We start from the raw sequence: 18,616 nt of genomic DNA on the forward strand, positions 1-18,616 counted from the left end.
ATGCACCCGCTCGTGGTGCGCAAAGAAGTGGAGGGGTTCATCGCGAACCGCCTGCAGGAGGCGATGTTGCGCGAGGCATTGTGGCTGGTCCACGACAATGTAGCCTCTGTGCAAGAGATCGATGATGCGATCCGCTATTCGTTCGGACTGCGACGCGCTGTCGTCGGCCCGTTCAGCATCGGAGGCGGCGGAGCCGCGATGCGCCAATTAATGGAGAAATGGGGACCCGAGCTGAGGTCGCCCTGGACCAAGTACAACGACATTCCCGAGCACAACGAGGCGTTCCTGGACAAACTCGCCGAGCAGTCAGAAGCACGGACCGACAACCTGACGATCGCTGAGCTCGAACAGAAGCGCGATGACTGCCTCGTGGCCGTCCTGCAGGGGTTGCGCGCTCAGGGCCACGGTGCGGGCGAGACCCTCGCGCGCTGGGAACAGGGGTTATACGACCGCACGCCCCAGGCTCACTAGGGTTCCGGCTCGTCGCGGATGACTGGATCAATTGGTCCGTCGCGAAATTGATTGGAATTGAAGGAGGCTAGTTCTCCGAGGTGATCAGTGCGAGTCATGCGACGTTGGAATGCCAGATCGGAGACCTAGCCATGATCACCAAGATAGCGAAGCCGCATGCCGCGCGACGGAAGAGACGGCTCCCCAGCTTTTCGACGATGGGTTCGATCCGATCGAGACCGCGTGGCGGGAACGAGCGCGGGGGGGGGCGAAGAATTGATCCGCAGCGAGCTTAATGCGTCACAAGAAGGGTCGGATCGCGCCGCTTTGGCCAAAAGGAATATGGCGGCCCCGGCTGGTCGATCACCCGCCGCTTCAGCTTCGAGCAGGAGACGACGCGCGCCAGCACGCTGCCGCCCTTGGCCGCGACAGGCAAGACGAGTACAGCCTCGAGTGCCAGCGCCGCGTCGGCGTCGCGCTGCAGGGCGGCCGCTTCGAGATCGTGCCGATCACGACCAAAATGGCTGTGGTCAACAAGGACACCAAGGAGCTCAGCTACCAGCAGGTGACGCTGGCGAAGGATGAGGGCCCGCGGCCGGATACCACGGCGGATGGGCTCGCCAAGATCAAGCCGGTGTTCGAGGGCAAGACCATCAGCGCCGGCAACGCCAGCCAACTCTCGGATGGCGCATCGGCCTGCGTGATCATGAGCGACAAGGTTGCCGCGCAGAAAGGCTTGAAGCCGCTCGGTATCTTCCGCGGCTTCGTCGCCGCCGGCGTCGAGCCGGACGAGATGGGTGTCGGCCCGGTTGCCGCGATCCCGCGGCTCCTCAAGCGGCATAACCTCAAGATCGACGACATCGATCTCTGGGAGCTCAACGAGGCCTATGCGGTGCAGGTGATCTATTGCCGCGACAAGCTCGGCATCGATCCGGACAAGCTCAACGTCAATGGCGGCTCGATCGCGATCGGCCATCCCTACGGCATGACCGGGGCGCGGCTCACCGGCCACCTCTTGATCGAGGGCCGGCGGCGCAAAGCGAAATACGGCGTGGTGACCATGTGCATCGGCGGCGGCATGGGCGCGGCGGGCCTGTTTGAAATCGTCCACTGAGCGGAAACGCGGGAGAGACTTGTGAAGACAGCAATCACTGAACTGTTCGGCATCCAGCATCCGATCATCCAGGGCGGCATGCACTATGTCGGCTTCGCCGAGATGGCGGCGGCGGTGTCCAACGCCGGGGGCCTTGGGATCATCACCGGCCTGACCCAGAGGACGCCGGAGCTGCTGGCCAAGGAGATCGCGCGCTGCCGCGACATGACGGACAAGCCGATCGGCGTGAACCTGACCTTCCTGCCGAGCTTCACCGCGCCGCCTTATCCGGAATATATCGCTGTTATCCGCGAGGGCGGCGTCAAGGCGGTGGAGACCGCGGGCCGCAGCCCGGAGCAGTACATGCCGGCCTTGAAGGCGGCCGGCATCAAGGTGATCCATAAATGCACCTCGGTGCGGCATTCGCTGAAGGCCGAGAAGATCGGTTGCGACGCCGTCAGCGTCGACGGTTTCGAGTGCGGCGGCCATCCCGGCGAGGACGACATCCCGAACATGATCCTGCTGCCGCGTGCGGCGGACGAATTGAAGATCCCGTTCGTCGCCTCGGGCGGCATGGCGGACGCGCGCAGCCTTGTCGCGGCGCTGTCGATGGGCGCTGCCGGCATGAACATGGGCACGCGCTTCATCGCGACCAAGGAAGCACCGGTTCATCCCAATGTGAAGCAGGCGCTGCTCGATGCCGACGAGCTTGACACGCGCCTTGTGATGCGCGCGCTGCGCAACACCGAGCGGGTGCTGAAGAACAAGGGCGTCGATGAGCTGCTCGAGATCGAGCGCGAGAAGGGCGCCAGGCTGAAGATCGAGGACATCCACGAGCAAGTCGCCGGCGTCTATCCGAAGGTGATGATCGACGGCGAGATGGATGCCGGCGCCTGGAGCTGCGGCATGGTGGTCGGCCTGATCCACGACATCCCGACCGTCAAGGAGCTGATCGACCGCATCATGGCTGAGGCCGAGCAGATCATCCGGCAGCGGTTGACCGGCTTCCTCGACGGCACTGTCGAGACCGAGCCGGTCCGCGCAGTGGCGTGACGGAGAAGGCCATGACCGAGCACGTCAAAGTCGAGACCACCGAATGGCGTCGGCCGGACTTCTCCAAACTGTCGGCCTGGTTGACGGGACAAGCCACGAATGCATCGAGAGAGTAAAGAGCATGCACGCGACCGGCAGTCATCGATACCCTACCGTGGAATCCGTGATCTACGGCAAGCCGGCGGCCGAGCCGCTACGCGAAGAGCCGAACGGCTCGGCGCGACGCGCGTCTATCTGATTTCCAGCCAGACGCTGAATAGCACGACCGACGAGATCGAGAAGATCCACAAAGGCCTCGGCCATCGCCATGTCGAGACCTTCGACGGCGTTCCGTAACACACCACCCGGGATGTGGTGGTACGGATTGCACGACAGGCCAAGAAGGCCAAGGCCGATCTGCTGGTCGCGATCGGCAGCAGTTCGGTGGTCGTTACGGCAAAAGATCGTGCTGATGGCGTGGAGCACGAGATCTTCGCGCCGGAGGGCTGCACGGCTCGGAGACCACCCCGAAGGGCCGCTCGGCGCATCGCGTACCCCGAAGATCCGCATGATTGCGATTCCGAGCACGCTGCCGGGCGGCGGATACAATTCGGGCACGCTGGTCATCGCGCCAGGCACAAGCTGAAGCAGATCTCCAATCATCCGATGATGATGCCGCGCAGCACCATTCCCGATCCCGCGATCACCAGATATACGCCGAGAAGTTTTAGCTCAGGCCCGGCACGCCGGCGATGGATCACAGCATCGAGGCGACCTGCTCCTCTCGTATGAACGTGCTTGTCGATGCGGTGTGCCAATAGAGGCTGCGCCAGCCGCACGACGGCCTGCCGCGCACCAAAGAGAACCCCGGCGATGAGGTATGGAACGCTCGCTCGCTGTCCAAAGAACCGATCGTGCGGCCTCATACTCGACGCCGCCGTGGCGTGGGCGCGGCTCGACCACAAACGACCGCTATTACGATGCTTGCCCATTTCCAAACCCAATCGGCGGCAACAACCGGATCGCGTGGTCAAATCCGCGGCACGCATCGTCATCGAACTGCTGTTCGATGCGTTTACTTGAGCCTGTAAAGGGCCGCCTCTTGCCGGAAGGCACAGGGTTAGCCAGAGCCAGACGCCTCCGTTGATGTTTATCTGAAGCCATCATATTGCCGATCTGCCGGGAGTGTTGAGCCGCATTGAGCCACAAAAAGTATCCGCCCCAGCTCCGTAACACAGAATTGAACCGTGTGATCGTGTCACCGAGTGGGACTCCCGTTTCCCGTTCGATCCGGGGTTCAGATGTATCCCCGGACGCAATGCATCGGCCGGCGCGATCGCCCGCCATAGCAGAATTGCCAGCCGCAGGTGTTTGATCTTTTCGAAAGCGAACACTGAGAAATTGGCGCCTCAAGCCTGCCGGCAGGATGCGCGTCTTATCTTCATCGACGGCAACGCGAAGTCGGAGCGGCATGGCTTGGAGTTTTGGCATATAGCTCTCCGCCGGCCTCCATCGGCTCAGCACCACCCGTCAGCACAACGCTCTATCTTGGTGTCGCGCATCTGCTGCTCCCAATGCAGGTCAAGGGGATGCAGATAGATGTTTGCCAGCTATTGGCGATAACACAGACCCACGATAGGCAGTTGGTCGTCAGCAGCAGTCGGCGAATGTCTGCACCAACTCTGTGGCGGTCGCGCCATCCTGAGAGTCGCCGGCAATGCCGAACGCGCTCGCATCATTGGATCTTCCAAATAGAAAAGATCGCGGAAGAACTGGCGCGGAACATTCGAAGCCTGCCGGCATATCAAACAAACGGAAGGACCTCTATGATGAGCTAGTGCTGTAGCTCGCTATTCCGATGCTCTTTCAGGCTCGAACGAGGGCGCGGCTACTCCTTCGCAAGGGTGCGACCTTTCTCGCGCAAACGGCCGCCGATCGTTGTGGCGTTTCTGACAGCCACAGGATGGCTGTCTGGTTAAAAACAGCGGGTGTCGCATAGGCATGTGAACTTCTACTAAAAACGGACGCTCTAAATGCACTTGAACGTCGCTTGGCACGGTCCTTGCTGTGAAAGTAGCGCCACGGGAAGGCTCAACACACAAATGAAGACCAGCAATGTTCTCGTTGCGTTAAGCTCGCAGACCAGTTTCAAGAGTGGCACGAGCATGCCGAAACAGCAGTGTTGTTGAAACTTGTGTGGTGGGGAGCAACATGCTTTCAGTGAGATAACAAAAATCTGGCGTATCCCTCGCGGCTCTTCAGCTTTCGCCGTTATGAAGGAGTTACAAGTCCATGAACAGCGAGAAAGAAACGCTGCAAGCAATGAGCGATCGGACGCAGTCGTCTCGCACTGATCCGCGCAAGTTGGAGACGATGAGCGGCGAACGTGATCTTCGATGCCTTTTCGATCCGAAAGGAATCGCGGTCGTCGGCGCTTCGCCGAAACCGAGTCTCGCGAAGTGCATTCTTAACAACATCGTGTCCTCCGGTTTCGATGGGAATCTCGCTGGCGTAAACCCGAACTACAGTATTGTTGACGAGGTGGACTGTTACAGCTGCATTTCAGACGTTCCGTTCCAGGTCGATCTGGCCATTCTATGTGTTCAAGCCGAGAACATTCTAGCCATTCTGGAGGATTGCGCGCGAAAGTCGGTGGGGGCCGCACAGATCATCTCGAGCGGTTTCGCGGAAATCGACTCGGAGGAGGGTCGCGTTAGACAGCAGAAAATTCAGCGCTGGGCAAAGAACTCGGCGACAACAGTCGTTATCGGGCCCAATACCTTCGGAGTCGTTAACATGCACCGGCCGATGATTGCCATTGGAGAAAGCAGGATACCCAAGGTCATCGCTGGAGGCGTCAGTGGTGTCTTCCAGAGCGGGCAAATGGCTGCAATAGTCCATCCGCTGATCGGCAGGGGCGTCGGCATCGGCAAGATTGCAACGACTGGTAACGAAGTTAGTCTGACAACAGCCGAAGTAATCAATTTCTTCGCTGTTGATCCACAAACAGAAATTATCGTCAGTTATTCGGAAGGGATCAAGGATCTGGAAAGCTTTGGCGCGGCCTGCACGCGCGCGCGCAAACGAGGTAAGCCGATCATCATGTTGCGCGTTGGCGCTCATCCAGAGGTACGAAAGGGCATCGTCCGACATACGGCGACACAAGTCCCGAATAGCTATCAAAGGGACATCCGGTTCCTGCAAGAATTGGGCGTGATCGCAGTCGATTCGGTCGAGGACCTAATTGAAACCGTTGTAGCTTTCAAATCGTCACGCAGACCGCGAGGCAATCGTGTCGCCTTTGTGAGCTTTTCAGGTGGAATGGGAAACATTATGGCCGACTTGATTTTGTCGACACGGGGCCTGAAGCTCGCTTCGTTTTCCGACCAATTGTGTAAACGGCTGGCGGACGTTCTTCCGAGGTTCGCGAACAGCTTTAATCCTTTGGATCTAAGTGCCCAAAGTGCCTTCGATACCAAGGTCCTGAGCGCTTGCGTGCAGGTACTCGGGCAGAGCGGTGAGTTTGACATCCTTCTCTGGGGCAAGGACTTGCCAATAAGCATTGATGAGGAGTCACCGATTGGCCTCGCCCTTAAGGAGTTAATAGCCCAATTTCCTGAAATTGTTGTTATCCCAGTCTCGCAGATGAGTGGACTTCTTTCGCGTACTGAGGTCGCTGCAACGCCACCCACGTTTGCCTGCCGACCGCTCTTGCAAGGCACGGGAGTCGCGGTTCGAGCCATGGGCAGAGTGATCGAGTGGCATGCGTCAACTTAGACATTAGCGGGCTGGCGATCACAACACGCACCGTCGATGTGGGCAAAAGTGACAATACTGACACACGACATAATCTATGCCGCGGCTCACGATTCGATCAAAACGCGGCGCAAGGCTTCATCCGCAAGTGACAGCTCAAGCATCGTGCGGTGGTCGACAGCCTGTGACCTGCCACTGAGCTTTCATCCGCGGCAGTTATAGTCCCGGTGCAGGACGCCGGCCGGCTCTTCACTTTTCTGCGGCGGAGCCAGTGGAAAAGTGTGCATCACTATGGATGTAATCAGAATCAGCGGCTCCACGATGAGTTTGAGCGTCAGATCAAGGCGGAGGCGGGTCTGCCATCGGCTGACACTGCCGCATGCGGTCGTGGGTGCCGCTCGCTTCCGGCCAGAGCAACGTGTGAAGGCTGATGGCTGGAAAATGCTCGCCACAAATCCTATCGCTCAGCCAATTGGCGCCTGGCTTCTTGATCCGACAAACCTCACGATGTCGGAGATCACATCACTTCGGAGCCAACCAAGTCCCGGATGGCGCCCTACTAACGTTGGTAGATTGGCAATACTCGGTTCTCAGATATGAGTGAGGCTCTTCCGGGAAGAGGTAAGTGGTCCGCGAAACGCACGCTCCTTTTAGTCTGCAGTCCACAGCTCGCGCGACCTGAGAACCGTTCTGTTCAGTGGCCAACTTGCAGAGGAGAACGATCATGCGTGCAGTGACTAGCGAACCGCGTGATATGCGGATTATCGAAGCTCTAGAGTCCAACGTTCGCTGGTATTCACGTTCGTTCCCGGCAATTTTTAGTCGAGCGCGCGGTTCCATTCTGCTAACGAACGATGGCCGAAAGCTCATTGACTTTCTCTCCGGTGCTGGAGCATTGAACTACGGGCACAATAATCACCAGATCAAATCTGCCATTATAGAGTATTTGACCTCCGATGCCGTGGTCCACGGGCTCGATATGGCCACTCCAGCAAAGCTTGAGTTTTTGGAGACGTTCCGCTCGGTCATACTTCCGAAACTGGGTCTGCAGTACCGTTTCCAGTTCACGGGGCCAACAGGCGCTAACGCTATTGAGGCCGCCCTTAAACTCTCACGCAAAATCACGGGACGTCAGAATGTCATTTCATTCACGCGCGGATATCATGGCATGAGTTTAGGCGCGATGGCCGCGAGCAGTAGTCGCTTTTACCGCACAGCCAGCGGGGCGTCGCTGTCCGGCGCAACGTTCATGCCCTACGATGGTTATTTTGGGCCGGTAATTGATACAGCTGACTACCTGCGCAAACTATTGATGGACGCGAGCAGCGGCATCGACCGGCCAGCTGCCATTCTCGTCGAAACCGTGCAGGGAGATGGGGGGATAAACGTCGCTAGCAAGCAGTGGTTGCGGTCGATTCAGGCTATAGCGAAGGATGTTGGCGCCCTCTTCATAGTTGATGATATCCAGATGGGTTGTGGTCGCACGGGCGACTTCTTTAGCTTCGAGTTCGCCGCGTTGTCACCAGATGTTATCGTAATGTCGAAATCGCTCAGTGCGTACGGTCTGCCCTTGTCAATGTTGTTGATAAAAGAAGGGCTGGACGCGTGGCGGCCAGGCGAACACACGGGTACGTTTCGCGCAAACAACCTTGCGCTTGTATCTGCGACCGCAGCTATAAACGCCTATTGGCGTTGCCGAAGCTTCTCTCAGGGGGTTCAGCGCATGGGAGAGTTGATGCGGGTCCGACTTGAGGCGATCGCATCCGGGCATGCAGGTCATTTTGCTGTTCGAGGGCGCGGCATGGCACTGGGGTTCGATTGCCAAGCGACCGAAATTGCGGAGACTACGACACGCAACGCATTTGAAAGGGGATTGGTGCTGGAGCGATGTGGCCCAAGCAATCAGGTTGTAAAGTTTTTGCCTGCGCTCACGATTGATGTTGAGACACTAAATCGTGGCCTTGAGGTATTTGAGGAGGCCTTGGTCGAAACATTGAAACATGCCAAAGTTGCAGTGAGCTCACCAGCATCCAATGCGAGAGTCGGTACCCGGCCAGCTCCGCTGATCGCCCGATGAGCTGGGGGAGGCCTGTCTCGCAACGGCCATGCAGGTGACGTTACTAAAGTAGGTAGTGTCGCGATCCGATCTTAGCATTCTAGGCTCGTCATGCCTGCTACGAGGCAATTTCATTGGGTTAGGACAAGTTGCAGCAATGAGCAGAATAGTTAATCCGTTGGACGTCTCACGCTTCCTTCGGGGATATGACGACGCCGCCTGCCAGAAAGGCATCAAGATTTCGATAGGATTCGATTTTCATGAGTATGTCTCGATTACACGGGCCACTCCAACAAAGGGGCCGACATATCCAAGTTTTAGACCAAATCGCTCGCCAATTAGATCAGGCGAGGGCTATTGGATGATAGGCGTCGACAGCAATGAGAAGGTCGCCCTTGTAGAGGCTGCTCGACTCTTTGACCTTTCGCACAGCAACTTTGCAGAACATCTTCAATCCCTGAAGGCATTTTACGCCGATCCGACCGTACACGCTCATCCTCAGGACCGATGTAGCTGCACGGCGCCAAGTGCGAACAAGATTGCCGGGAAGGTAGCCTACCACGGGGATCGCTGGGTCCGTAAAGACTTTAGAGGGCAGGGCATTCCCAAGATCATGGCAGGAATGGCACGCGGCGTGTCTTACGCGATGTGGGCTCCCGACTTCTTGTGTGGTCTTGTAGCGCGGCGGCTATTGGATAGAGACAGTGTGCACGGATATGTGCATTATGAATCCGGAGGCGCGATGTTACATTTGATTGAAGAGGATATTGTAGACGACGATTGGCTTGTTTGGCTAACAGGCGAGGAATTGAAGAGTCTTGTGGATCGTCGGACACAAGCAGGCTGAATATAGCCCTCTTCATCTTTGCAGGCGTCGTCGCGCGGCGTTTCGATATTCGTGATGGTAGAGCCGCGTACGCTCCTTCTTGGTCGGCGTGTGGGTGAGATCCTTCGGGACCGTAAAGGCGTCGCTGACCAGGAGAGGAACAGCCGCTTCAGGGATTGCTGAGCTGCCTCGACCAGTTGGGGTTTGCTATCAGTAGCCTATTTCAGTTCGGCGTCGATGACGTCTCAGACCGGGGAGGTAGCAGCCGGTGCGCCAGTCGTCGTCTGTGACGATCGGACGAGAGGTGGAGGCCAACTTGTTGTCGGCACTGGGGCCCGGTTCTGCCAGCAAAAATCATGATTAAGATGACTTCAACCGACGTGGAGAGGGCCGGGGCAATGCGCAGCTGGAACAATTCAACCATCTTACTCTCCTGGAATCTGAGCACTGAAGGGTGGCCGAAGGACCACCCTCCAGTGCTCATTCCGCTCCGTCTGTCATAAGGCGGAGACATGACCCAGCGAACCGCTTAGACCGTACCCTTGTACGGGGTTGCCTCGCGGATAGTTGTCGTGACTTCAGCAATCTTCTTCATCGGGTTTTGCTTCCTCTAAAGGACGAGTAAAAGGGAGGAGCGCTCGGTCAGCCATGCCGCATAGAAGATAGAGCCTCGACGCGCCACTCCGGAACGAAATTCCTTCACGGGTGCTGCCAAGGAAGTTCACAAGCGTGGGAGGGTGAAAGTCGCGCCGCTTTCACCGCCAGAGTCGGCGCCGATACCATCTATGTTGGGCGGTCGAGCCGCGCCAGAGTCGCGGCGCGCGGTTGTGGAAACCGTAGAAGGCGCTGGAATCCTTTCTCTAGCGTCCTCGTCTGGGACGATCTCCTCAAGCCACGCCAACGTCTCCGCATAGGCGTCAGCGTCCGTCACATGCGGCCACTCCGACCTCCCGAGCAGCTGCAGCCCGAGCCGCACCAGCTTACTCGTTGCTGCTTTGGGCCAACTATCTGGGGGGCATCCAGTCCGCCGACAGCTTCACCCACACCTCGGCGCCTTCGGCGGTAAGCGCTTAGCCGGGACCCTATTGATGCTGGTTTGACGTTTTGCGGAATCGTCATGGCATGAGGTTGTCGATTCTGCTTTGGGGGATGGCCAGCGATGATCACCTCGAGTGTTCGGGCGATGTAGGCCGGTGGGGTAGGGGTTGACGTCGTTGAGCTTGCAGGTGGCAACGATCGTTTTCGGCCCCGACCTCATGACCGGCGAAGGTCAAGCAGATCGGCCGGATCGCGTTTCGACTGGATTGGTGTCGAGTCGAGACTCCGTCATCGAGGAAAGCGCGTCAGTCCTGGCCAATCATTGAGCGCGTAGCGGACGTCTTCGGCGAGCGTCGAGCCGCTCGAGATCATCGACAGCTGTTTCTCGAACCATGGCTTTAGCGCAGCGACGATGGGCAGCGAATGCTCCTTGCGTGCGGCCAACCGGATATCCGGGGATATCTGCCGCACTGCGGCCTCGGCGATCGGCGACTTGCTGTTGCGCACCAATTTGACGAAGCGCCGACGCAGATGGCTCCAGCAATACACCGACGTCCACGGACCTTGTGATCGAGCTAGCGCCGAGAGCCGGTCATAGCCGTCATACCCATCGCATTGCAGGAAGCGCCCGTTAAAGCCCGCCAGGAACTGCTCGGCAAACGCGCCGCTGCGTCCGGATGCATAGCGGAAACAGCGCGATCGGCGGACTTGGGCGGCTATGGCAGCGATCGTCGGAGGCGATCGCCCAGAAGTAGCCTTTCTTCGTCTCGCCGCGCCCGGGATCAAGTACCGGCGCCGTGGTCTTCGTCCATGAACACGCAATCCGCCGCGGGCAGATGCCGGCGCATGTGATTCCCGACGGGCTGGACATGGAAGCAGGCGCGGCCTGACCAGTTGCTCAGTGTCGCCCGGTCGAGCCGGATCCCTTGTCGCGCATAGATCTCGGCCTGACAGTAAAACGGCGTATGGTCGCCGAACTTGGAAACGATCACGCATGCAAAGGCTGCTTCGGTCGGCAGCCCGCCGGGCACGACATGCTCCGGCGCGTGTGCCCGCACGACATCGCCCGAACAGCGACGGCAGACGTATTTCGGGCGGCGCGTGACCAGCGCGCCGTTGGGCTGAGATCACGTCGAGACGTTTGCTGACGTCCTCGCCGATCTTCGTCATGGCGCCGCAACCGCAGGACATAACGTGCTCGCAGGCTCGATGACGCGCTCCACCTGCGGCGAATGGGCAGGCAAGTAAACCCGATTGCGATGACGGGCCTGATCCGATCCAGCGCGCGATCGGCCCCTGATGAACGCCGCCGCCTTCTCCAGTGCCGCATCCAGGACGCCTTGCGCGATCTCCACGTCTTCGAGCTGCAAATGATATTGATCCGGCCGCAGCTTCTCGAACTTCGGTCGGAACTTCTCCCAGCGTAGTTCGCAGAGAATGACCTCCAACCAGCGCCGTGCTTCTTCCGGCGTCGCCAGCGTCGCCTGATGTTCGCAGCGCCTTCAAGCGATCGTCCTCGTTGCGAAGCGTTGCGGTGCTCATGCGCCATGTCGAGCACATCTCCGCCGCCGGCGCCATGCGCAACTCGGCTCAAAGTCATTCTGCCGCAGTTATCCAGCGATCTGTAAACGCCGCGCGTCTTCCGGGCGGACCAACCGCCAACCCAGGCCCTCGAACAATGCCGCGAACAGCGCCGGCGATATCCGCATCGCGCCGTCCGCAATCCTTGGCCACACGAACTTGCAGCCCCCAAGGCGCTTGTGTGCCCATTCGATCCCAGACCAGAATCTTGATCCGGTCCGCCCGTTTCGACCGGAACACGAAAGCCGCACCGCTGAACGGGTCGAGACCAAGCATCGCCTGCACCTTCGCGGCAAGCCCATCGTGGCCACATCGGGAGCCGACAGGCCGCGTCGCGATATAGATCTTCAGCTCGCAGCCAGGTACGATCATCGTGACGCTCGCACCGCCCGGATCACCCGAGATAGCTGCTCCCCATCTATCGCCGCGTCTGTCCGCACGACAACGTCGTCAATCGCAATCTCGAGCTTGGCTGCCGGAACCTGACGCTCCTCTAACGACCCTCTCAACGATGCGAGGCCTCGCACGCCGGCAATTCGCCGTGCTGTCGAAAGCGGCGTCGCCAATCTAAATCTTCCAGCGCGTCGTCCCGTGCTTGCGCGCCACCTCCGCCACCTGGGCGCCAGGTAGCAGACTCTCGGTGGCGATCCGCGCCCTTTCAGCCTCCGAACGCACGCGACGCCCGGACGGTCTTCAAGCACCTCAATCGGCTGACCGCTCCAATTGACGAGCTGTCTAAATGGACGTCCTTTTTTCCGTCCAATCCCATCCCAAACCTCCGTTCAAGCCGGAGGCTTTCTGGCACATTTAATCTAACCCCCGAAGCCAGGGTATCCGCTCAGCGTTTACCTTCGGCAACTGCCAGGAGCCATTCCAAGCGCGGATCCCAGGCGGGATCGCAGGGGTTGTCCGCAAGTCCGAAGTCTCGGAATACCAGGCGATGACCGTCGGTCATGAGCAACTCTGCGAGGCGCTCTCTCGTCCTTCAATCCCGACGGGCACTTCCAAGTGGAAGCCCGGCTCAAGGGCTGCCTCGAGGCCAGCGGTGGCACCAGGGGCGAATGAGCTCACGGGCATTTGGTTTTGGCTCGCCTGGGCGAAGAGCTCCGTCGGGTTGCCGTGCAAGAACGCCGGTTGGACCAGGACTAGGCCGGTGAACGCGCAGCCGCGCGGCGCTTTCCTGCCGATCCAGGGGGCCGGCGATGACAGGTGCCGCAAGCCTGGCCTCTTAATGGAAGGCGTGGAGCTCGCATTCGATCCTCATGGCGCACTCTCGCTGCGGAACGCAACTGGCTGAGCGCCCGCCAGGCCGTCGTTTCACTCAAAACCACAGGTCGTCGACGGGTGGCCCGACGGCTCTAGACCCTCGCGAGCCTCTACTCGAGCGTGCGGCGGGTAATGCTCCACCGCGCGTCGAGGTCGTCGCGTTCGGCCCTCAATATCTTACCGATAGGGCTGTTTCCTTGGATAGAATGGTCGCGCGCCATTGCAGTACGCTGTCTAGTCTTTGGTTAATTGCTCACGATTTCCAGCCTTGGCTTGTTTCCACCTAGCGCGAACTAGAAACGGGAACAATGCCGTCGAATAAAACAGATCGAGGGGTTCGTAGGTTTCGGACGAAAGTGACGCGCGAGCTCTGTACGTCAGATGCGGAATATCGCTTCTCCAGGCTTGGAATTCCTCCACTTTTGCTGGGCGTCCGGAAGGGACAGGAACAAATGGGCGTTGAGGCATTCGGCGCGGAAGCGCCATTCAGGGCTTCGATGAACGCATTGTCGGTCGGCTTGCCAGGCCGTGAGAAGTCCAGCGTAACGCCGCGCTGGTAAGCCGACAGGTCAAGATCACGCGACACGAACTCGCCGCCTTGATCGACGCAGATCGTAGCCAGGAAGCCCATTTTCCTTGCGAAGCCGCTACCGTGCCGCCACGGCATCAGCGCCGCGGAAGGTGAACCGGGCGCCAGTACCCTAACCGGAGAAGATATCTATAATGGTAAGCACGCGAAGCTTGTCTCCTGTCGCCAATGGTCGTGGATGAAGTCCGCCGCCCAGGTCTCGTTTGATCGGGCCGTCGCCTTGCGGTCAGCGCGTAACTTGGCAAGCCATCAGTCTACAACTTGCGCCATTCACCTAAACGGAACTGTCGCCCAGTGCCTTTACGAGCCTGCGTCCCATGGCGCTCATGTGAGGCGTGCTACTTCCTCCTGCGACCTGGACGCGTCACCTTGCGACCTTTAGGCAAGGTCTTCGGACTCGTCGTACCTTTGGGTGGCTGAACAAACAATTCAGACACATGCACATCTAGTGTTTTGGCGATACGGTCTAGAAGATCAATTGTCGGGTTCGCCTTTTGCCGCTCAAGACCGCTCATATAGGAGCGGTCAATCCCGGCATCGTAAGCCAATTGCTCTTGCGGAACGCCGCGACCTACGCGGATCCGGCGCACATTCCAAGCCACAAGCGCACGAGCTTTCATGCGCTAAAGCAGCCATTCGTCTGGTCATCAAACCACTGGCTATAGCGCTCCTATTGCGGTAGGTTTATCAGAATGCAGACGAGCAGAGCCCGTCAGTACATCGGATCAGCAGGCACGTGTTGGGCCCGAACGCGCGCCAACCCGGTCAGGCAAAGAAGCCTAATCGCAAGTCGAGAGGCATGGAGCGTGATCAAAATTACTTTGATCCGAGTCGGCCGAAACGGAAATAAAATTACCGGACAAGAGCGCTAGGATTCCGATGCCCGCCATCAATCGATTTCCGCCAGGAATTATTTTGCGCAGAGCGCGACAATTGGATCGCTACCAGGATGCTCTGAATACCGCTACCATCGCCTGGATTTATCGAATTTTCAGTTTGTAGGGAGTTTCAGGCTGTGCCGCCGGATCCCAATATCGCAGATTTGGCGCCTAGCGCACCCAAGCTCACGCCATATGACGAGCAACACGCCGTCACCTATATGCGTCTTCTTGATGCCGAAGCCGACAACGCTGATTGGCGCGAAGTGGCCCGCGTTGTACTTGGTATTGATCCGACCCTTGAAGTGGACCGCGCCCGCCGGGCTTTCGAAAGCCATCTGGCTCGCGCCAAGTGGGTAGCGCGTCACGGCTATCGCGATCTCCTGCGCCAGGGTTGGCCCAAAGAGTGAATGGTAGGGACGTCCGAGACGGATGAGATCTCTTTTTCAATCGCAAAAGTAGACCACTTCATTGAGCAAATGGATCGATAGCGGACAGGTAGCACAATTGTCTGGATGCAACTCCCTTGCGTGGGCCTTCCAGCGTCAAGAAAGCAGAAAATACGGACATAGCCTGAGAGTGGCTACGCTGCGATCATGAGTACCAAGGGGACTATAGAGTCTTCCTCAGCAACGAACGCCCCAGCGATATGGCGGACCAGTTCCGACGGAAGTGGGGGCTTTCGTTTTGCAGCTGATCCGCCCCAAGCCTTCGACGAACCAGCCGTTTTCTGGGCGCCCGAGGCGCTCATCCAAACGGTACTTGCTTGATTTTGCCGAACTACCGGGTAGCGAGCTTCGTCATGCATCGGATGGATGGCATGCCATTGTGCCACTCGGAGGAACGAAGCATCGCCTTTAGTTGAGGGGAACTTCCGTCGAGCGGCTCACTGGTTGCCGTCAACCTGCTGCTCGAGCGCAACTTCGACATCCGTCTGCAGGCAGCACATCGGTTTTTGCCCGCGCTCGAACACCGCGCCCTCGGACCACCCCTCTCGCTTTATCGCCCCTGAGGTGGCATCGGTTGATTCTTGCGCTGCGTGCCGTGGATGGGTGGCTGGAGGAAACAGCTATCGCAAAATCGCGCAAGGCCTGTTTGGTGCGCTTCACGTTCCTGATCGAGGGGTGGACAACAGGACAACACACGATCTGCGCAGTCGGATGATTCGCCTGGTCCAGACAGGGCTTCATCTTACGCGAGGCGCTATCGCGCAAGGCTCCGCAGCAAGACCAACGACAAATCCGATGCGCCCAGAGCCTTCGGCTGACGTGCTGACTGCACGTCGCGCCCCCGGAAAATCACCCTTCGCGAATGAGCGAGCGATTTCGTCATTGCCCGCAGTATCCACTCGGCATCGGTTTCAGCTTGGCCTTCGCGGCCGGAACGATTGAGTCGAATGTAAAGGGTCCATGCCAGTGTGCAGCATTCGACTAGCTGCTTGAATGGGCAATCACCTAGCACGTCAAACTATTGAGCTAAGATCCCATCCATCGATCGGATTCTCGATATCGTTGAATAAGTTGCTGTGGCGATTCCGGAATGGTCACTGCGGTTGACCGTAGACTGCACGACTTTGGGTGCGCGACCTGTTTGTTACGAGCAGCGCGGGCTGGCACAACATCGCTGACAATGGTTTCGGGCGATCCCGGTAGGCATTTTATCGTCATGGCAGTCGGCAAACCAGGGTCATGGTGATCGTGTCACGCCCGACTTTATCTCTTTTACTGTCTCGTTCATCTTTCCCAGCCGTGTGGGCAGTATGCCCAGCGGTGATGTGACATTCAGAATTGGCATTGAATAAGCAATAGAGAGCCTCTTTCCCGTGACGTGGAGAGCCTGCGTATACGAGTTTCTCACTTTAGATTTCTCAATGACCGGCCGGTTCAACGAAAAAAAGATCGCGAGGTAATCAAGAGACCGAAATTGTCGAACAATGTCGGCATACGATATCGTCGCAGAATCCGACCGCGTAGGCTAGGATCCTAACCGGCCATCGCATCCATTGGCTAAGACAGAGATCGTGGCCGCCTGGTCGAAGCCTCCAAGGAGAGCCACGATTGCCTCTCCCTCGACCTCGACGGCCCTCTCTGCAAGCGTCGATTTGCGCAACTGTTCAACAGCGAGGGTAATGAAAACCCGCAGCCCTCTGCTTGCCGCCGCAAGAGTACGGCAAATAAGACCTAGTTCCCGTGGCCCACCTGAAGAGATCGGGCAGGTCGTCTTTCTGAGCGCGCGGCTTGCCTCGGCTGCTGGTGAGTCCTCGTCTCGGTCGGCCCGATGATAGCGTCCCCAGGACCATCTTACTGCGTCGAACGTCGAACGGCCTCGCGCGGTCGGATTGCCGCCGCCGAACACACATTGCTGATAGGGTCTTTGGGCGAGCCGAAGGCCGCGGAGCGCCTCTTCCGCGCGAGAGTTCTGTTTCGTCGCTTGGCTAGCTTGTAGCGTGCAACTTGCACACGCTCAACGTAAGCAAAACCACGCATCGCGTCCCGTTGCGGGCTCCTGTGCCACAAAATGATCCTAGGTGAGGAGTGCTATTTCGTGTGGCGTGGACGTTTCGGCTTGCGGCCTTTGGGCAAGGTCTTGGGAACCGTCGCCCCCTTGTCTGGCTGAGCAAGCAAGTCAGACAGTGGAACGCCTAATGTTTCGGCGACACGCTCGAGAAGATCAATTGTCGGGTTCGCCTTTCCGAGCTCCAGACCGCTCATATAGGAGTTGTCGATGCCTGCATCATAAGCCAATTGCTCTTGCGGAATGCCGCGGTCCACGCGGATCCGGCGCACGTTCCAGGCTACCAGCGCACGAGCTCTCATGCGCTGAAACAGCCATTTGTTAGGTCATCAAAACACGGGATAAAACCCAACTATTACAGTAAGTTTGTTCCTGATATAGATGAGCAGAGCCTGCGCTTGGCGGCTGGATTGTCGCGCCTCTTGATTGGGCAATGGCGACGTCGCCTCGCTTGAGAAGCCCAGAGCTCTCCCAATAAATCCATCTCTAATTCAGGGCGATTCATCGCTTTAGTTGATGCGTGTCACCTGACCATCGTGTCCCCACGATACTGCGTCGGCAAAACGAGCGCGGTTCTGGGGACTAAGACATGGCATTTTCCACTGAGTGCGCTGGCTTACATCGTCGCGACTTTGCGCGAGCCAGGTCGACAGCCCGCATCGTTAGTTCTCATCGAATTGCGAGCGCGCCGATAGAGCGTCGTGCGAGCGTGCCTCGCGGACGCCGCGCGATCAGTTCATGTGCGCGCGCACCTCGTTTCTTAGCTGTGTATGTGCGGCGCACTGAGTTGAGGCAAGGCGAGCGTTTCGTAACCTGCAGAGGACGTTCTGCGCGCAGCGAGTTGCCGATGGTGCCCGGCCACGCCGAGCACGAGCGGCCTGATGTGTAGCGCGCTCGCTTCTCATTAGCTTGGCATTGCGCGTGCCAAGGGCGAACACCGACATCGACTGGTTTGTATTTTCCTACGTGAAAAACATAGGGATCTATGTTTGCGTACGTTTGAGTGGAGAACTTCGGTGCTGAAAGAGATTTTCGGAGTGAGATCGGACGGGACGACCCGCTGTTCAATATTGTCCTTCCGGTCGTTGGGTAGCCGTGGCGAGGGGCATCGGGGCGTGTTGACCAGAGTGGCCGAGAGCAAGCCACGCTCTGTCGTGATTGCGAGAAGCGCTGAGGAGCGCCCGCTCTCTTCGAACACGATTGTTAAGAAGGTTGTGCTGGCTTCAGCGGCTGGCCTGATCGCCTCGGGCGGGGCGCAGGCGGCCGATTTTCCCGTCAAAGCCAAAGCGATCGAGTACGTGAAGGTGTGCGCCACATATGGTGCCGGATTCTATTACATCCCGGGCACCGACACCTGCATCAAGCTGGGTGGCTTCCTGCGCGCTGACGTGATGCTGGGCAGCAATAGTTTTGTCTTGAATCCCATTTCCGGTGTCGGTGCTGCGCACAACCGCCTAGGCAATGCCTACACCGCTCGGTCTCGCGCAGACCTCAGCATCGACTGTCTCTTATACACATCTGACGCTGCCGACGAACT

Annotated in this window: 16 protein-coding genes and 3 pseudogenes; 9 read left to right on the forward strand and 10 right to left on the reverse strand. The window is 58.5% G+C overall.

The window, feature by feature from the left end:
• The 3 genes and pseudogenes from IF803_RS40385 to IF803_RS40395 form a co-directional block, all read left to right on the forward strand.
• Nucleotides 1-471, forward strand: a 471-nt coding sequence (locus IF803_RS40385) for a 3-hydroxyacyl-CoA dehydrogenase family protein (protein ID WP_461195941.1), incomplete at its 5' end; no start/stop codon positions are given.
• Between the two features lie 397 nt (nt 472-868).
• Nucleotides 869-1,564, forward strand: a pseudogene (locus IF803_RS40390) (acetyl-CoA C-acyltransferase); the annotation flags it as partial.
• Between the two features lie 21 nt (nt 1,565-1,585).
• Nucleotides 1,586-2,596, forward strand: a complete 1,011-nt coding sequence (locus IF803_RS40395; RefSeq protein ID WP_461195942.1) for an NAD(P)H-dependent flavin oxidoreductase — start codon at nt 1,586-1,588, stop codon at nt 2,594-2,596.
• 168 nt (nt 2,597-2,764) lie between these two features.
• On the opposite strand, the gene IF803_RS40400 is transcribed toward IF803_RS40395, so the two are convergent.
• Genes IF803_RS40400 through IF803_RS40410 form a run of 3 tightly spaced genes read right to left on the reverse strand, consistent with a single transcriptional unit; the run spans nt 2,765 to nt 4,066 of the window.
• Nucleotides 2,765-3,238 carry a hypothetical protein gene (locus IF803_RS40400; protein WP_461195943.1) on the reverse strand — a complete coding sequence of 158 codons (474 nt, stop codon included), beginning with the start codon at nt 3,236-3,238 and terminating at the stop codon, nt 2,765-2,767.
• Nucleotides 3,235-3,501 carry a hypothetical protein gene (locus IF803_RS40405; RefSeq protein ID WP_461195944.1) on the reverse strand — a complete coding sequence of 89 codons (267 nt, stop codon included), beginning with the start codon at nt 3,499-3,501 and terminating at the stop codon, nt 3,235-3,237. The genes IF803_RS40400 and IF803_RS40405 overlap by 4 nt, the downstream gene beginning before the upstream one ends.
• Nucleotides 3,502-3,550: 49 nt before the next feature.
• Nucleotides 3,551-4,066 (reverse strand): hypothetical protein, encoded by a 516-nt coding sequence (locus IF803_RS40410; protein WP_461195945.1) that lies wholly within the window; start codon nt 4,064-4,066, stop codon nt 3,551-3,553.
• 801 nt (nt 4,067-4,867) lie between these two features.
• Here IF803_RS40410 and IF803_RS40415 point away from each other — a divergent pair.
• The 3 genes from IF803_RS40415 (at nt 4,868) to IF803_RS40425 (ending at nt 9,234) form a co-directional block, all read left to right on the forward strand.
• Complete coding sequence (locus IF803_RS40415; protein WP_461195946.1) at nt 4,868-6,352, forward strand: CoA-binding protein; 1,485 nt, start codon at nt 4,868-4,870, stop codon at nt 6,350-6,352.
• 733 nt (nt 6,353-7,085) lie between these two features.
• On the forward strand, nt 7,086-8,408 hold the full coding sequence (gene ectB, locus IF803_RS40420) for a diaminobutyrate--2-oxoglutarate transaminase (RefSeq protein ID WP_461195955.1): 1,323 nt from the start codon (nt 7,086-7,088) through the stop codon (nt 8,406-8,408).
• Between the two features lie 340 nt (nt 8,409-8,748).
• Complete coding sequence (locus IF803_RS40425) at nt 8,749-9,234, forward strand: hypothetical protein (protein ID WP_461195947.1); 486 nt, start codon at nt 8,749-8,751, stop codon at nt 9,232-9,234.
• Nucleotides 9,235-10,539: 1,305 nt separating this feature from the next.
• Here IF803_RS40425 and IF803_RS40430 read toward each other — a convergent pair.
• The 6 genes and pseudogenes from IF803_RS40430 to IF803_RS40455 form a co-directional block, all read right to left on the reverse strand.
• Nucleotides 10,540-11,037, reverse strand: coding sequence for an IS66 family transposase (locus IF803_RS40430; protein ID WP_461195948.1), 498 nt, complete (start codon nt 11,035-11,037; stop codon nt 10,540-10,542).
• On the reverse strand, nt 11,034-11,282 hold the full coding sequence (locus IF803_RS40435) for an IS66 family transposase (RefSeq protein WP_461195949.1): 249 nt from the start codon (nt 11,280-11,282) through the stop codon (nt 11,034-11,036). The genes IF803_RS40430 and IF803_RS40435 overlap by 4 nt, the downstream gene beginning before the upstream one ends.
• A 135-nt stretch (nt 11,283-11,417) precedes the next feature.
• Nucleotides 11,418-11,699, reverse strand: a complete 282-nt coding sequence (locus tag IF803_RS40440; protein WP_461195950.1) for a hypothetical protein — start codon at nt 11,697-11,699, stop codon at nt 11,418-11,420.
• Nucleotides 11,700-11,847: 148 nt separating this feature from the next.
• A complete protein-coding gene (gene tnpB, locus IF803_RS40445) occupies nt 11,848-12,204 on the reverse strand; it encodes an IS66 family insertion sequence element accessory protein TnpB (RefSeq protein ID WP_461195951.1) in 357 nt (118 codons plus the stop codon).
• 1,307 nt (nt 12,205-13,511) lie between these two features.
• Nucleotides 13,512-13,930: pseudogene (locus tag IF803_RS40450) on the reverse strand (integrase core domain-containing protein); the annotation flags it as partial.
• A gap of 95 nt (nt 13,931-14,025) precedes the next feature.
• Nucleotides 14,026-14,307 carry a helix-turn-helix domain-containing protein gene (locus IF803_RS40455; protein WP_461195952.1) on the reverse strand — a complete coding sequence of 94 codons (282 nt, stop codon included), beginning with the start codon at nt 14,305-14,307 and terminating at the stop codon, nt 14,026-14,028.
• 395 nt (nt 14,308-14,702) lie between these two features.
• Here IF803_RS40455 and IF803_RS40460 point away from each other — a divergent pair, with 395 nt between their 5' ends.
• Together IF803_RS40460 and IF803_RS40465 are read left to right on the forward strand one after the other, a co-directional pair.
• Nucleotides 14,703-14,975, forward strand: coding sequence for a DNA -binding domain-containing protein (locus tag IF803_RS40460; RefSeq protein WP_461195953.1), 273 nt, complete (start codon nt 14,703-14,705; stop codon nt 14,973-14,975).
• A gap of 218 nt (nt 14,976-15,193) precedes the next feature.
• Nucleotides 15,194-15,262: pseudogene (locus tag IF803_RS40465) on the forward strand (hypothetical protein); the annotation flags it as partial.
• A gap of 1,840 nt (nt 15,263-17,102) precedes the next feature.
• On the opposite strand, the gene IF803_RS40470 reads toward IF803_RS40465, so the two are convergent.
• Nucleotides 17,103-17,381: a helix-turn-helix domain-containing protein gene (locus IF803_RS40470; protein ID WP_461195954.1), complete on the reverse strand. Its 279-nt coding sequence runs from the start codon at nt 17,379-17,381 to the stop codon at nt 17,103-17,105.
• Nucleotides 17,382-18,233: 852 nt separating this feature from the next.
• Here IF803_RS40470 and IF803_RS40475 point away from each other — a divergent pair.
• Nucleotides 18,234-18,616, forward strand: a 383-nt coding sequence (locus tag IF803_RS40475) for a porin (protein ID WP_461195956.1), incomplete at its 3' end; no start/stop codon positions are given.

The sequence above is a fragment of the Bradyrhizobium sp. UFLA06-06 genome (genome assembly GCF_054820065.1).

What these genes read in the sequence shown, in the direction of transcription:
- IF803_RS40400 (WP_461195943.1), bottom strand. Translation starts at nt 3,238, where the DNA reads ATGATTGGAGATCTGCTTCAGCTTGTGCCTGGCGCGATGACCAGCGTG.
- IF803_RS40405 (WP_461195944.1), bottom strand. Translation starts at nt 3,501, where the DNA reads ATGAGGCCGCACGATCGGTTCTTTGGACAGCGAGCGAGCGTTCCATAC.
- IF803_RS40410 (WP_461195945.1), bottom strand. Translation starts at nt 4,066, where the DNA reads ATGCCAAAACTCCAAGCCATGCCGCTCCGACTTCGCGTTGCCGTCGAT.
- IF803_RS40415 (WP_461195946.1), top strand. Translation starts at nt 4,868, where the DNA reads ATGAACAGCGAGAAAGAAACGCTGCAAGCAATGAGCGATCGGACGCAG.
- ectB (WP_461195955.1), top strand. Translation starts at nt 7,086, where the DNA reads ATGCGGATTATCGAAGCTCTAGAGTCCAACGTTCGCTGGTATTCACGT.
- IF803_RS40425 (WP_461195947.1), top strand. Translation starts at nt 8,749, where the DNA reads ATGATAGGCGTCGACAGCAATGAGAAGGTCGCCCTTGTAGAGGCTGCT.
- tnpB (WP_461195951.1), bottom strand. Translation starts at nt 12,204, where the DNA reads ATGATCGTACCTGGCTGCGAGCTGAAGATCTATATCGCGACGCGGCCT.
- IF803_RS40455 (WP_461195952.1), bottom strand. Translation starts at nt 14,307, where the DNA reads ATGAAAGCTCGTGCGCTTGTGGCTTGGAATGTGCGCCGGATCCGCGTA.
- IF803_RS40470 (WP_461195954.1), bottom strand. Translation starts at nt 17,381, where the DNA reads ATGAGAGCTCGTGCGCTGGTAGCCTGGAACGTGCGCCGGATCCGCGTG.